The organism is Rhodococcus sp. ENV425 (assembly GCF_002887785.1).
GTDB classification, from domain to species: domain Bacteria; phylum Actinomycetota; class Actinomycetes; order Mycobacteriales; family Mycobacteriaceae; genus Rhodococcus; species Rhodococcus aetherivorans.
In genome coordinates this window covers 41578-55580 of record NZ_PCZU01000209.1, presented here as the reverse complement: position 1 = coordinate 55580, position 14003 = coordinate 41578, and the positions used below count along the sequence as shown (strand labels likewise).

At 69.8% G+C, this 14003-nt stretch carries 14 protein-coding genes; 2 read left to right on the top strand and 12 right to left on the bottom strand.

Annotation, left to right across the window (positions count from 1 at the left end; genetic code table 11):
* Positions 1-6 precede the first annotated feature (6 nt).
* The 10 genes from CQZ88_RS17500 to CQZ88_RS17465 form a co-directional block, all read right to left on the bottom strand.
* A complete protein-coding gene (locus CQZ88_RS17500; RefSeq protein ID WP_029546669.1) occupies positions 7-966 on the bottom strand; it encodes an ABC transporter substrate-binding protein in 960 nt (319 codons plus the stop codon).
* 20 nt (positions 967-986) lie between these two features.
* Positions 987-1769: an amino acid ABC transporter ATP-binding protein gene (locus CQZ88_RS17495; RefSeq protein WP_006943628.1), complete on the bottom strand. Its 783-nt coding sequence runs from the start codon at positions 1767-1769 to the stop codon at positions 987-989.
* On the bottom strand, positions 1766-2737 hold the full coding sequence (locus CQZ88_RS17490; protein ID WP_102800093.1) for an amino acid ABC transporter permease: 972 nt from the start codon (positions 2735-2737) through the stop codon (positions 1766-1768). The genes CQZ88_RS17495 and CQZ88_RS17490 overlap by 4 nt, the downstream gene beginning before the upstream one ends.
* A gap of 281 nt (positions 2738-3018) precedes the next feature.
* The gene (locus tag CQZ88_RS17485; RefSeq protein WP_102800092.1) at positions 3019-4032 is read right to left on the bottom strand and encodes a sulfate/molybdate ABC transporter ATP-binding protein; all 1014 of its coding nucleotides are present in this window, start codon (positions 4030-4032) and stop codon (positions 3019-3021) included.
* Positions 4029-4835, bottom strand: coding sequence for a sulfate ABC transporter permease subunit CysW (gene cysW, locus CQZ88_RS17480; protein ID WP_010594194.1), 807 nt, complete (start codon positions 4833-4835; stop codon positions 4029-4031). Before cysW ends, CQZ88_RS17485 begins: the two co-directional genes overlap by 4 nt.
* Complete coding sequence (cysT, locus tag CQZ88_RS17475) at positions 4832-5710, bottom strand: sulfate ABC transporter permease subunit CysT (protein WP_373566454.1); 879 nt, start codon at positions 5708-5710, stop codon at positions 4832-4834. The genes cysW and cysT overlap by 4 nt, the downstream gene beginning before the upstream one ends.
* Positions 5711-5720: 10 nt before the next feature.
* A complete protein-coding gene (locus CQZ88_RS17470) occupies positions 5721-6752 on the bottom strand; it encodes a sulfate ABC transporter substrate-binding protein (RefSeq protein ID WP_006943619.1) in 1032 nt (343 codons plus the stop codon).
* A gap of 210 nt (positions 6753-6962) precedes the next feature.
* Entirely contained in the window at positions 6963-7040 is a 78-nt protein-coding gene (locus tag CQZ88_RS32425; protein WP_368681482.1) for an Ms4533A family Cys-rich leader peptide, read from the bottom strand.
* 25 nt (positions 7041-7065) lie between these two features.
* Positions 7066-7236: a hypothetical protein gene (locus tag CQZ88_RS29955; protein ID WP_155951821.1), complete on the bottom strand. Its 171-nt coding sequence runs from the start codon at positions 7234-7236 to the stop codon at positions 7066-7068.
* 107 nt (positions 7237-7343) lie between these two features.
* Positions 7344-8918: an FMN-binding glutamate synthase family protein gene (locus CQZ88_RS17465; protein ID WP_102800091.1), complete on the bottom strand. Its 1575-nt coding sequence runs from the start codon at positions 8916-8918 to the stop codon at positions 7344-7346.
* 167 nt (positions 8919-9085) lie between these two features.
* Between CQZ88_RS17465 and CQZ88_RS17460 the strand changes: the two genes are divergently transcribed.
* The gene (locus tag CQZ88_RS17460; protein WP_102800102.1) at positions 9086-11455 is read left to right on the top strand and encodes an FdhF/YdeP family oxidoreductase; all 2370 of its coding nucleotides are present in this window, start codon (positions 9086-9088) and stop codon (positions 11453-11455) included.
* 7 nt (positions 11456-11462) lie between these two features.
* Here the strand turns inward: CQZ88_RS17460 and CQZ88_RS17455 are convergent, their stop codons facing one another.
* Positions 11463-12449, bottom strand: coding sequence for a GlxA family transcriptional regulator (locus CQZ88_RS17455; RefSeq protein WP_180987036.1), 987 nt, complete (start codon positions 12447-12449; stop codon positions 11463-11465).
* 153 nt (positions 12450-12602) lie between these two features.
* Here CQZ88_RS17455 and CQZ88_RS17450 point away from each other — a divergent pair, with 153 nt between their 5' ends.
* Positions 12603-13181, top strand: coding sequence for a hypothetical protein (locus CQZ88_RS17450; protein WP_050036131.1), 579 nt, complete (start codon positions 12603-12605; stop codon positions 13179-13181).
* 16 nt (positions 13182-13197) lie between these two features.
* Here the strand turns inward: CQZ88_RS17450 and CQZ88_RS31245 are convergent.
* The coding region (locus tag CQZ88_RS31245) for an ABC transporter permease (RefSeq protein ID WP_258008647.1) at positions 13198-14003 on the bottom strand (806 nt) is incomplete at its 5' end.

The window sequence follows — 14003 nt, the reverse complement described above, 5'->3', positions numbered from 1 at the left end:
GTCCGGTTACTGCTTCTTCGGCAGGCCCGGAGGATTGATCACCGACGTCTCGACCGCCTCGTTCGCGATACCCCATCGGTCGAGCACCTGCTGGTAGGTGCCGTTCTCGATGACGTGGTTGAGCGCCGCGTTGATCGCCTCGATCAGGCCGTTGTCCTTCTTGGTCAGGACCGCGATCTCGCCCTGCAGGTCCGGGCCCGCGCCGGAGAACGTGCCGGCGATCTCGGTCTCACCGGCCTGGATGACGTGGAACGACGCGGACGGATTGGGCCCGAAGTAGGCGTCGATGCGGCCGGAGCCGAGCGCGAGGTAGTAGTCGGTGGCGTTCTGGAAGTAGAGGATTTCGGTGGGCTCGAGGCCCGCGGCGACGTTCTGCTCGTTCCACTCGACGAGCAGCGCCTCCTGGTTGGTGCCGGAGCTCACGCCGACCTTCAGACCCGCGACATCCTTCGGGTCCTTCACCTCGATCCCGCTGTCCTTCTTCACCTCGAAGGCGAGGTTGTCGAGGCGGTAGGTGGAGAAGTCGTACTTCTCCTTGCGTTCCTCCGTGACGGTGACATTGGAGATGAACACGTCCGCCTCACCGGAGTCGACGCGCACGAAGTTCTGCGCCCAGTCCGCGGCGGTGAGCTCGACGTCGAGGTCGAGAACGTCGCCGAGGAGATGCGCGAAGTCGGTCTCGGAGCCGATGATGGTCTTGTCGTCGTCGGCGTAGAACCGCAGCGGGGGTGCGGTGCCGGCAGACCCCGTGACGATGAGGGTGCCGCGGTCGCGGATGGACTGCGGGACCTCGGCCGCGATCTCGGGTACGGGGTCGGTGGTGATGCGGTTCTGGTCGGCGGTGAGGTTGTAGCCGGCGGCGCCGGCCGCGTCGGGCTCGTCGGTGCCGCAGGCGGCGACCGACAGCAGGGCGACGGCGGTCAGGGCCGAGGCGACCAGCCTCGTGCGTCGGGTCAACGCGGACATCATTGCCTTTCGGGAGGACTTCAGAGGACTTTGGACAGGAAGGCGCGGGTGCGCTCCTGGGTGGGCCGGTCGAGAACCTGCGCGGGCGGACCTTGTTCGACGACGACGCCGCCGTCCATGAACACGACGGTGTCGGCAACCTCACGCGCGAAGCCGATCTCGTGGGTGACGATCACCAGGGTCGCACCGTCGCGGGCCAGGTCGCGGATCACCTCGAGCACCTCGCCGACCAGTTCGGGGTCGAGCGCGGAGGTCGGCTCGTCGAACAGGATCACGGCCGGGCGCAGCGCGAGGGCGCGGGCGATGGCGACCCGCTGCTGCTGCCCACCGGACAGCTGTTTGGGGTAGTCGTGGATCTTGTCGCCGACGCCGACCCGGTCGAGCAGTTCGCGGGCGAGCGTCTCGACCTCGGCGCGGTCGCGGCGCTGCGCGGAGATCGGCGCCTCGATCACGTTCTCGAGCACGGTCAGGTGCGGGAAGAGGTTGAAGTTCTGGAACACGAATCCGATGCGCGACCGTTGACGGAGGATGTCCCTCTCGCGTAACTCGTGCAGCTTGTTGCCCCGGCGGCGGTAGCCGACGAGTTCGCCGTCGATGCGGACCGTGCCGCGGTCGACCTTCTCGAGGTGGTTGAGGGTGCGCAGCAGGGTGGACTTGCCGGAGCCGGAGGGGCCGAGGATCACCGTGACCTCGCCCTTGCGGACCTTCAGGTCGACACCCCTGAGGACCTCGAGGGATCCGAACGACTTGTGCACGCCCCGGACGTCGACGGCGTACGGGGTGGGATCGACCGGCGTGGTCATCGGGTGGCTCCCCGGGGTGCGGCGATACCCGAGTCGCGGATCTCGCGGAACTTGGCGACGGTCTTCTGCCAGGGGGTGAGCGGGAGGGCGCGGGACGAGCCGCGCGCGTAGTGCCGCTCCACGTAGTACTGGACGATCGACAACGCGGTGGTGAGCACGATGTACCAGACGGTGGCCACCATGAGCAGGGGCACGACCCGGCCGTTGCGGCCGAAGACGACCTGCACCTGATAGAACAGCTCGGCGATCGCCATCGTGGAGACGATCGAGGTGCCCTTGAACAGGCTGATGACCTCGTTGGCGGCGTTGGGCAGGATCGATCGCATGGCCTGCGGCAGAACGATCTTGAAGAACTGCCGGCGACGAGGGATGCCCAGGGCCTGCGCCGCCTCGATCTGGCCGTGGTCCACGGAGATGATGCCGGCGCGGATGATCTCCGCCGAGTAGGCCGCCTGATGCAGGGCCAGGCCGATCACCGCGGCGGTGAAGCCGGAGATCACGCCGGTGACCTCGAAATCGAAGAACGACGGTCCGAACGGGACACCCAGCGACAGCGTTCGGTACAGGTACGCGATGTTGAACCAGAACAGCAGCTGCACGATGAGCGGGATGGATCGGAACGCCCAGATGTACACCCAGGAGATCACCTGCAGGACGGGATTCCTGGACAGCCTGCCGACGGCGAGCAGCACGCCGAGCCCGAATCCGAGAACCGTTCCCCACACGGTGAGTTCGATGGTCACCACCAGGGCCGAGAGCACGGACTGTGCGGTGAAGTACCGGGCGAACGTCGCCCAGTCCCAGCCCGGGTTGGTAGCCAGGCCGTGCACGAACTGCGCCACCAGGACGAGGGCGAGGGCGGCGACCAGCCAGCGCAGCGGGTGGCGGGCGGGGGCGACGACCAACCCGGCGTCGTCGGGCTCGGCGGTGCTCGCCGGCGCGGGACGGATCCCGGTCGGCGCGCTCACGCCGACCCACCGGGGAAAGCGTTCATCGGGTAGTACCTTTCACGGATCTCGGGTGAGTGATCGGCGTGCACACCGAGCGGGCGGGGCGCGTGGAGATCACTGTCGCCCGGCGGGGTCCTGCTCGTCACGGATTCCGATCCGGGTGATTCGAACCCGCCGCAGGACCCGAGCAGTCCGCGGGGTGATACCGCACGCCTGAATGGCCGAATGTCACACGGGTTCGATCCAACTGAACCTGTGTGACATTCGGCCGAGTGAGGCGCCGGTGGGCGGGCGTGGCTCTAGCCGATCGGCACCCGCGTCGTCTCCGGCAGCGCCGGTTCCTCGGTCGCGCGCGCATAGACGGTCTCGCCGGGCGCGAGACCGAGAGCGCGTGCGTCGCCGCGGGTGACCTGCGCGGTGAAGTCCTCACCGGTCGCGGCGTTGCGCAGCTCGACGCGGACCTCGAACCCGAGGTGCACGACCCGCTCCACCGTCGCGCGGGTGACACCCACGGACCCGGCGGTGCCCGCGTCCTGGGCGCGGGCGAGATCGGGTTCGCGACCGAGACGGATGTCGTGCGGCCGCACCAACTTTCCGTTGAGCCTGGAGACATTGCCCAGGAACGACATCACGAAGTCGTTCGCGGGCCGGTCGTACAGGTCCCGCGGGGTTCCGACCTGCTCGATGCGGCCCCGGTTCATCACGGCGATCCGGTCGGCGACGTCGAGCGCCTCCTCCTGATCATGGGTGACCAGCACGGTGGTCACGTGCACCTCGTCGTGCAAGCGGCGCAGCCACGTGCGCAGGTCGGCGCGCACCTTGGCGTCGAGCGCGCCGAACGGTTCGTCGAGCAGCAGCACCTTGGGATCGACGGCGAGGGCGCGGGCCAGGGCCATGCGCTGGCGCTGGCCGCCGGACAGCTGTGCCGGATAGCGTTGCTGGAACCCGTCGAGCCCGACGATGCCGAGCAGTTCGTCGACGCGGCGGCCGATTTCGGTCTTGGGCCGCTTGCGGATCTTCAATCCGAACGCGACGTTCTCGCGGACGGTCATGTGCTTGAACGCCGCGTAGTGCTGGAAGACGAAACCGATGTCCCGCTTCTGCGGGGTCACGCCGGTCACGTCGTCGCCGCCGATGCGCACGATGCCGTCGTCGAGGGTTTCCAGTCCGGCGATGGACCGCAGCAGCGTCGACTTACCGGAGCCCGAGGGTCCGAGCAGCGCGGTGAGCGACCCGGACGGGATCTCGATGTCGACGTCGTCGAGGGCCGCGAAGTCGCCGTAGTTCTTTCGTGCGCCCATGACGGTGATCATCTGGTACTCCTCTTGCGGTCGAGCAGGGTCATCAGCAGCAGCACGATCACGGCGATGGCCATGAGCAGGGTCGCGGCGCAGTAGGCGCCGAAGGTGTTGTGGTCGTCGATGTAGCGGGAGTGCACCAGCAACGTCAGGGTCTGGGACACGCCGGGGAAGCCGGACGAGACCATGATGACAGCCCCGAACTCGCCGAGCGCGCGGGCGACGGTGAGGACCACGCCGTACGTCAGGCCCCACCGGATCGAGGGGAGGGTGATGCGCCGGAACGTCTGCCAGCCGTTCGCGCCGAGTGTCGCGGCGGCCTGCTCCTGTTCCTGGCCGATCTCGTGAAGCACCGGTTCGACCTCGCGCACGACGAACGGCAAGGTGACGAAGATCGTGGCGATCACCATGCCCGGTAGCCCGAATATCACCTTGAATCCGAGGGATTCGACACCTCCGAACCACCCGCCGGCACCCCACAGCATGATCAGGGCGACACCGACGACGATCGGTGAGACGGCGAACGGCAGGTCCACCACGGCTTGCAGCAGCCCGCGGCCGCGGAACCGGCCGCGCACGAGCGCAAGCGCGACGACGACACCGAACACGACGTTGACGGGCACCACGATGGCGACGATCAGCAGCGACAGGTTCAACGCCGAGATCGCCGCGGGCGTGCTGATCGACTGGAGGAACGCACCCACGCCGTTCTCGAATGTGCGGTAGAGGATCACCCCGATCGGAACGAGCAACAGGACCAACAGGTAGCCGAGTGCGATCGTCCGCAGCGAGATTCGCGTCCACGGGGAGACCTTCATCGGTCCTCCTCCTCCCGGCGCAGGCTGCGTCCCGTTGCCAGGCGCAGCACGAACAGCACGACGAAGGCGATGAGCAGCAGTGCCACGGACACCGCGGCAGCGTTCACCGGGCGGTCGATCTCGATCTGCTGCTGGATGTACTGCGACGCCACCTGGGTCTCGTACGGGATGTTGCCGCCGATGAGCACGATCGATCCGTATTCGCCGAGGGCACGGGCGAACGCGAGCCCGGCACCGCTGACGACAGCCGGGGTCAGCACGGGCAGTACCACGGACCGGAAGATGGTCAGGTTGTTCGCGCCGAGGGACGCCGCGGCCTCTTCCACCTCTCGGTCCGCCTCGAGGAGCACCGGCTGCACCGAACGCACCACGAACGGCAGCGTCACGAATGCCAGCGCGACGACGAGCCCCGGCTGGGAGGCGTTGAGATGGATACCGATCGGGCTCTCCGGCCCGTACAGCGCCAGCAGCACAATGCTCGCCACGATGGTGGGCAGCGCGAAGGGCAGGTCGATCAGGGCATTGACGAACTTCTTGCCCGGGAACTCGTCGCGCACCAGTACCCACGCGATGAGGGTGCCCATGACCACGTTGACGACCGCGACGATTGCGGAGACGACCACGGTGATCCGCAGCGTCGCCAGCGCGGCCGGGGCGGTGACGGCGTTCCAGAAGCCACTCGGACCGTCGGCGAACGCCTCGGTGGCCAGCGCCGCGAGCGGCAACAGAACGATGACGGACAGCCACAGCACGGCCACTCCGATGCCGAGCGGTCCGACCGTGCCGGTGGCTGCACGCAGCGGAGTGCGGCGGCGCGTCGCCGGGGCGGGAGCCGGCCTCGATCCCACCCCGGTGGCGCTGTCGGTGATACTCACTGTCCGGGCTCTACTTCGTGGCGTTGTCGTAGATCACGGCGATCGAGCCGGTCTCGGCCTTGAACAACTGCTCGTCGACAGCCTTCCAGCCGCCCAGGTCCGCGATCGTCCACAGCTTCGCCGGCTGCGGGAAGTCGGCCGCGAACTCCTCCGCCACCGCGGGGTCGACGGGACGGAAGCCCGCCTCCGCCCACAGACGCTGCGCCTGCGGGGTGTAGAGGAAGTCCGCGAACGCCCGTGCCTTCTCGGCGTTCTTCGAATTCGTGAGCACTGCAGCCGGATTCTCGATCTTGAAGGTGGTGGGCGGGGTGACGTGCTCGACAGGGTCGCCGTTGCGCTCGATGAACAGCGCCTCGTTCTCGTAGCTGAGCAGCACGTCGCCGGAGCCCTGCAGGAACGCCTCGGTGGCCTCGCGACCGGACTTGGGCTGGATCTTGACGTGCTCGTTCACGAGTGTGGTGACGTAGTCCAGACCCGCCTGCGGGTTCGCGCCGCCGTCGCTCTTCGCCGCGTAGGGGGCGAGCAGGTTCCACTTGGCCGAGCCGGAACTGAACGGGTTGGGCGTGACGACCTCGAGGCCGGGCTGCAGCAGGTCGTCCCAGTCGGTGATGTTCTTGGGGTTGCCCTCGCGCACCACGATCGTCACCACCGAACCGAAGGGAATTCCGTTGTACGGACCGGAGTTCCAATCGGCCTCGACGAGCCCGGCGTCGACGAGACGGGTGATGTCCGGCTCGACGGAGAAGTTGACGAAGTCCGCCTCGGCGCCGTCCTTGACCTTCCGGGACTGATCGCCGGAGGCGCCGTAGGACTGCTGGAACTCGACGTCCGCACCCTCCTCGGTGGCCTGGAAGGCGGGGATCAGCTTGTCGAATCCGGGCTTCGGCACGGCGTACGCGTACAGGTTGATCGTGCCGCCGGAGCCGTCGCCGCTGCTCTCACCTCCGCCCACGGTGTCGCTGGATCCGCCGGAGCACGCGGTCAGCACGGTCGCGCCGAGGGCGGCGAGGGCGGTGACGAACAGACCCGAACGTCTCTTCATGAGGTGATGCCTTTCCTGCAGGAGTGTCTCTGTGCGAGACCGGGGGAGGACCCGGGCACACCGGTTCGAGGAGACGCTCCGCAGGACGGACGAAGGTGGTGGAGACGTGGACCCGAACGAGTCGGGCCGACGAATGTCACGCCGGACGGGGCGACGCGACTCCTCGGCAACCGGGGGCGGCAACGATGCCGCAAGGGTTGGTGACGGGAGTCAGCGACGACAGTCGACGTCGGCGACCGCGCGCACGCCGACAGCGATCAGCGCCAGTTCATGGCGGACGCGAGGCACGGCGGTAGCGGACACGCGGCAGACTCTAGCAGAGGCACTCGGCCTGTTCGGCGGTGTCGCCCGGAAGCGCGCGCAGTCCGGTGGCGCGACCGCCGCCCCCGCCGCCCATCGCGTCCATCGCCTCGCCGAGGAGCAGGCAGCCGGCGAACACGACACCGCCGACGGTGAGAACCGTGGCGTACATCTTGTCGATCACGATCTGCCTCCCGGCGGGTTCCGCGGTGTCGCGAGTGGTCGTGCTCCAGCGTGACGCGGGATCGGCGCCCCGAACTGTCCGGATTCTGGACAGCGACCCGACCCGCGTCACGGCACCGTGCGCGCGCCGGGCGAGCCCTCGCCCCCCTCGGCCGCGGCGACCCCGAGCATCAGCCGCGTGATCTCTTCCCGGTCCGACGCGCCGGGCAGGCCCCAGCCGGGCTGGTAGCCGTACATTTCCGCGAGCGTGATCGCGCGGCGGTTGCCGTCCGCCACCTCGACGTCGGTCGGGGTGATCAGACCGGGATGCGCGACGCCGCACGCCTCGGCCAGCTTGAAGATGTCCCGGCGCAGCGCCCGGATGTAGTTGGCGGCGCGCACCGACTTCAGCTCCACGTCGAGCCCCCGCTCGAGCCACGGGTTCTGGGTGGCGACGCCCGTCGGACACCGGTCGGTGTGGCACTTCTGGGCCTGGATGCAGCCGATCGCGAGCATCGGCTCCCGCGCGATGTTGACCATGTCGCAGCCCAGGGCCATCGCCACCACCGCGTTGTCGGGCAGTCCGAGCTTGCCGGCGCCGATGAACGTCACGTCGTCGCTGAGGCCCGCCTCCGTGAACAGCTTGTAGACCCGGGCGAAGCCGCTGCGGAAGGGCAGCGAGACCGCGTCCGTGAACACGAGCGGCGCGGCGCCCGTGCCACCCTCGCCGCCGTCGATCGTCACGAAGTCGACGCCGCGGTCGGAGTTGCACATCGCGTCGACGAGGTTCTGCCAGAACGCCATGTCGCCGACCGCCGACTTGATGCCGACCGGCAACCCGGTCTCGTGGGCGATCAGCTCGATCCAGTCGAGCATGCTGTCGACGTCGTGGAACGTGGTGTGCCGCGACGGGCTGACACAGTCGCGACCCTCCGGGATGCCGCGGATCTCGGCGATCTCGGGGGTCACCTTGGCTCCGGGCAGCAGGCCGCCGAGGCCGGGCTTGGCACCCTGGCTCAGTTTGATCTCGATCGCCCGCACCGGCGCCGACTCGACGACGGCCTTCAGCCGGGCCAGGTCGAACCGGCCCTCCTCGTCGCGGCAGCCGAAGTACGCGGTGCCGATCTGGAAGATCAGGTCTGCCCCGTTGCGGTGGTAGCGCGACAGCCCGCCCTCGCCGGTGTTGTGCAGGCACCCGCTGGCGGCGGCACCGCGGTTGAGCGCCGAGACGGCGGCCCCGCTCAGCGAGCCGAAGCTCATCGCCGAGATGTTGACGATCGACTGCGGCCGGAACGCCTTCGCCCGCCCGCGCGCCCCGCCGAGGATCTTCGCCGACGGGATCCGCAGCTCCTCCCCGGCGTGCGGCGCCGCCGACGGCGGGGTCTCGGAGAACGTGCGGTGCTTGATGATCGTGTAACCGTCGGTGTATTCGACGTCGTTGTCGGTGCCGAAACCGAAGGTGTTGTTCACGAGTTTCGACGACGCGTACACCCAGCGACGCTGATCGCGGGTGAAGGGGCGCTCCTCGTCGTTGCCGGTGGTGATGTACTGCCGCAACTCGGGACCGACCGCTTCGAGCAGGTAGCGGCCGTGCCCGACGACGGGGAAGTTGCGCAGCAGCGCGTGGCGTCGCTGCAGCAGGTCGTACGAGGCGACCGCGGCCATCGCCGCGGCGGGGATTCCGAGGGCTTTCGACCACTTCATGGGGCCACCGTACGACGCTGCCGCGATGCCCGCCGACCTTCGTGAACGCGGTTTCGGGAGCGGGCCGCGCGGGTAGGCAGTGCACCGACACGCGTGCGCGGGGCACCCGGGCGCGCGGACACGGTGTGGACGACCGCGGACACGGTGTGGACGACGAGGGGCCGGCGATGCGCAGACACGATCGGGACTACGACGAGCGCGACCTCGAGGTCGACGACGCCGAGGATCACGCCGCGGGCCCGACCGCGGTGGCGGTGTCGCTGAAGCGGTCCCTCGAACGGATGGGACCGATCCGGACGGCGCAGACGCTGTTGCGGCTGAACCAGGCCGAGGGCTTCGACTGCATGAGCTGTGCGTGGCCCGATCCGGACCCGGGACATCGATCGGTCGCCGAGTTCTGCGAGAACGGTGCGAAGGCGGTGGCGGAGGAGGCGACCCGGCGCCGTGCCACTCCCGAGTTCTTCGCCGCACACAGCATCGCCGACCTGGATTCGCACAGCGAGCACTGGCTCGGCCGGCAGGGCCGCATCACGCATCCGATGATCAAGCGGCCCGGCGCCACCCACTACGAGCCGATCGACTGGGACGAGGCGTTCGCCCTGATCGGTGCGGAACTCGAGGCGCTCGACAGCCCCGACGAGGCGATCTTCTACACCTCCGGGCGCGCCTCGAACGAGGTGGCATTCGCCTACCAGCTGTTCGCCCGGGCCTTCGGCACGAACAACCTGCCCGACTGCTCCAACATGTGCCACGAGTCCACCAGCATCGCGCTGCAGGAGTCGATCGGCATCGGCAAGGCGAGCGTCACGCTCGACGACGTGTACCACGCGGAGCTCATCGTCCTGCAGGGCCAGAATCCGGGGACGAACCATCCGCGCATGCTGACCGCCCTCGAGAAGGCGAAACGCAACGGCGCCACGATCCTGTCGATCAACCCGCTGCGCGAGGCGGGCCTGGTCAACTTCCGCAATCCGCAGACCCCACGCGGGGTCGTCGGCCGCGGCACCGACCTGTCGGACCTGCACCTGCCGATCGCGCTGAACGGCGACCTCGCGCTGCTGCAGGCGTTCGGTTCGCTGCTCGTGGAATGGGACGCGCTCGACCACGAGTTCATCGAACGGCACACCCACGGTTTCGAGCAGTGGCGCCACCACGTCGCCGGCGTCGACTGGGACGTCGTCACCACCGCCACGGGGCTGTCGCGGGAGCAGATCACCGAGGCGGCGACGCTGCTGCGCGACTCGCGCGCAACGGTGTTCTGCTGGGCGATGGGCCTGACCCAGCACCGCAACGCGGTGGCCACCATCAAGGAGGTCACCAACCTGGCCCTCGCGCAGGGCAACATCGGCAAGCGGGGCGCGGGTCTGTTCCCCGTGCGCGGGCATTCGAACGTGCAGGGCGACCGCACCATGGGTATCTGGGAGCGGCCGCCGGCCCACTTCCTCGATGCGCTGCAACGGGAGTTCGGCTTCGATCCGCCGCGCGAGAACGGCTTCGACACCGTCGACTCCATCCGGGCCCTGCGCGACGGCCGGGCCCGCTTCTTCATGGGGCTCGGGGGCAACTTCGTGCAGGCCGCGCCGGACACCCACGTCACCGCGGCGGCGATGCGCAGGGCCCGGATGACGGTGCAGGTCTCCACCAAGATCAACCGGTCGCATCTCGTGTGCGGCGAGACGGCGCTGATCCTGCCGGCCAAGGGCCGCACCGAGCAGGACGTGCAGGCGTCGGGCCCGCAGTTCGTGACGGTCGAGGACTCCACGTGCTCGGTCCACGCGTCCCGCGGACCGTTGCCGCCGGCGAGCGCGCACCTGAAGTCCGAGGTCGAGGTCGTCTCCCGGATCGCCGAGGCCACGCTGGGGGACCGGTACGGCCTCGACTGGAAGGCGATGCGCGACGACTACGGCGTCGTCCGCGGCCTGATCTCGCGGGTGGTGCCCGGGTGCGAGAGCTACGACGTGAACGTGCGGCGGCCGGGCGGCTTCGTCCTGCCGCATCCGCCGCGCGATTCGCGCTCCTTCCACACCGCCTCCGGGCGGGCCGAGTTCGCGGTCTCCCCGATCGACGTGCTGCAGGTGCCCGCGGGGCACGTGATCCTGCAGACCCTGCGGAGCCACGACCAGTTCAACACCACCGTCTACGGGCTGAGCGACCGGTACCGCGGCATCGAGGGCGGGCGGCGGGTGATCTTCCTGCACCGCGACGACATCGCCGCCCTCGGCTTCGACGACGGCGACCTGGTCGACCTGTTCACCCGGTGGGACGGCGACGAGCGGGTCCGGTGCGCGCGCTCGTTCCGGATCGTCGAGTACGACACGCCGCGCGGCTCGGCGGCCGCCTACTATCCCGAGACCAACGAGCTGGTGCCGCTGGATTCGACTGCACGCCAGAGCAATTGCCCTACCTCGAAATCCGTCGTGGTGTCCCTGGCGCGCGCGGGCGAGCGCAGCGGCGAGTGCCCGGAGGACTCGCACCAGGGCCGCCTCGGGTCGGACTGGTCGCACAAGACCTGCCCGGACCCCGAGTACCTGTCCTGAGACCCGCTCAGCCGGCCCCGGTGTGCCGGGCCGCGGTACGCGAGTGACCGGCGCGGAACGCCGCCGGTGACGCCCCGTAGCGACGGGTGAACGCCTGCCGCAGCGTCTCGGCCGTGCCGAAGCCGCAGCGCGCCGCGACCGCCGTGACCGGCAGCGACGTGGTGGTGAGCAGGACGGCGGCGGACTCGAGCCGAACCCGGCGGACGTAGCGGGCGGGTGTGTCGTGCAGGTGGTGCAGGAACATCCGGGTGAGGTGCCGTTCGCTCATCCCGGCGCGCGCGGCGAGCGCGGCGGCCGACAGATCGCCGTCGAGGTGGGTGGTGATGTGGTCGACGAGGCGCCGCATCCCGCGGTCCTTCGGTTCGGGGGCCGTGGTGAACATGCTCATCTGCGCCTGGTTGCCCGGCCGCTGCAGGTAGGTGACGAGGGCCCGGGAGACCCGGCGGGCCATGTCGGGGCCGTGGTCCTCCTCGACGAACGCGAGGGCGAGGTCCAGGGCGCTGGTGACGCCGGCGGCGGTGGCGACGTGCCCGTCGCGCACGAAGATCGGCAACGGATCCACCTGCCCCTGCGGATACCGCGCGGCGAGCCGATCGGCGAACGCCCAGTGGGTGGTGGCGCGACGGCCGTCGAGCAGACCGGCGGCCGCGAGGACGGAGGCGCCCGTGCACACGGACGCCACCCGACGGCTGTCCCGCGCCAGGCGGCGCACGTGGCCGACGAACCGGGCGTCGTCGGCCATGTCGATGTGCCCGAAACCACCGGAGACCACGAGGGTGTCGAGCGTTCCGACGAGCCGCTCGAGCCGTCGCTGTCCGGCCAGCACGAGCCCGGTGTCGCAGGCGATCGCGGCCCCGCCGGGGGTGGCCAGCTCGACCCGGTACGCCGGGACCGCGCCGAACCGGTTCGCCGCCGCGAACGTGGTCGTCACGCAGGCGATGTCGAGCAGCTCCGCCCGGTCGTAGCCGACGACCACCACGAGTCGTTCGTCCACACCGTCGACCGTAACCGGGGCCGGGCCCGGACGCGACGTGTCCGGCGGACAGGGATCCCAAATTTCCGGACCTGTCCGGCGCCCGGGTCTCGCCCGGCCGGCCCCGGCCGCCGATCGTGGAGGCATCCCCCACCACTGCCCCCGGGAGACCTCATGGACACCACGACGGCCGTGAGCACGGCCCGCCCCGCATCGCGCCGCTCGGCCGGGCCGGCCTTCCTGGCGCAGCGCTGGCCGACGGTGGCGGCTCTTGCGTTCGCTCTGATCGGCACGCCCGCCGAGGCGAGCGTCGAGATCCTCACCGAGATGATGATGCTGCTGCCGTTCCTGTATCTCGTCACGGCCGTGCTCGACCGCCCGCGTGCGGTGTGGGTGGTGTTCCCGGCCTCCTACACGGCGTGGTTCGTGGTGCGGGCGCTGGACGTCGTGCCGTCGACGGTGCTGATCGGCGCCGCGGCGGCGGTCGTGGTCGTCGTGGGCGCGGTGCGCGGCCGGCTGCGCGACCGCCGTTTCCTCGTCCAGGCGGCCGGCATGGTCGCCTTCGGGGCGCTCGGCCTGGTCGCGCTCGCCGTCGATCCGGACGTCGCCCGGTACATCGTCGCGGCCGGATGGTTCCTGCACGGCGTGTGGGATCTCGTCCACCATCGGCTCCGGGTCACCGTGGACCGTTCCTTCGCCGAGTTCTGCGCCGTCCTCGACATCGCGGTCGCCGTCGCGCTCGTCCTCGTGTGAGACATCGGCATCGCGCTCACCGGGCGCGCAGCCGCAACCGGGTGTAGGTGAACGTGGCGTAGACGATGCCGAGGAGGAGCAGCATTCCGGCGGAGAGCAGCCACCACGACGGGGCGTGCTGCCACAGCACGTCGGCCTCGGCGGTCGGGTCCTTGGCACGCAGGTCGACGGTCGAGGCGGTCGCGGCATAGCCCCAGCGCGACGGCGACAGCCACGACAGCTGGGCGAGCACGGCGCGCCCGGTGATGGGAATCAGGCCGCCGCTGAGCACGAGTTGCACCATGACCGTCACGACGAGCAGCGGCATCACCTGTTCGCCGGACCGGGCGACGGCCGACAGGGCCAGGCCGACCACCACGCAGGCGCACGTGGTCAGCGCGATGTCGACGACGAGTTCGACGCTGCCGGAGGGGATCACGCTGCCGGGCCCGGGGGTGCCCTTGCCGACGAGGACGACGAGGACCAGCACGAGCGACTGCACGATCGCGGCGGCGCAGAACACCACGATCTTCGCGATCAGGTACGCCGAGGGCGCGAGCCCGGCGGCACGTTCGCGGTGGTAGATCATCCGTTCACCGACGAGGTCCCGGACGGTGAGCGACGAGCCCATGAAGCAGGCGCCGAGGATCAGCAGGATGAGGATGAACGCCAGCTCGCCGGGCTCCGCCCCCGGGCTCGGTGGGCCGAATCCGTCGCTGCCGGGCACCAGGATCGACAGCCCGCCGAGGATGAACGGCAGCAGTGACAGGAAGACGAGGTAGCCGCGGTCGGCACGGATCAGCCGCATCTGCCGCCGGGCGACGGTGCTCAGCTGTCGGCGGC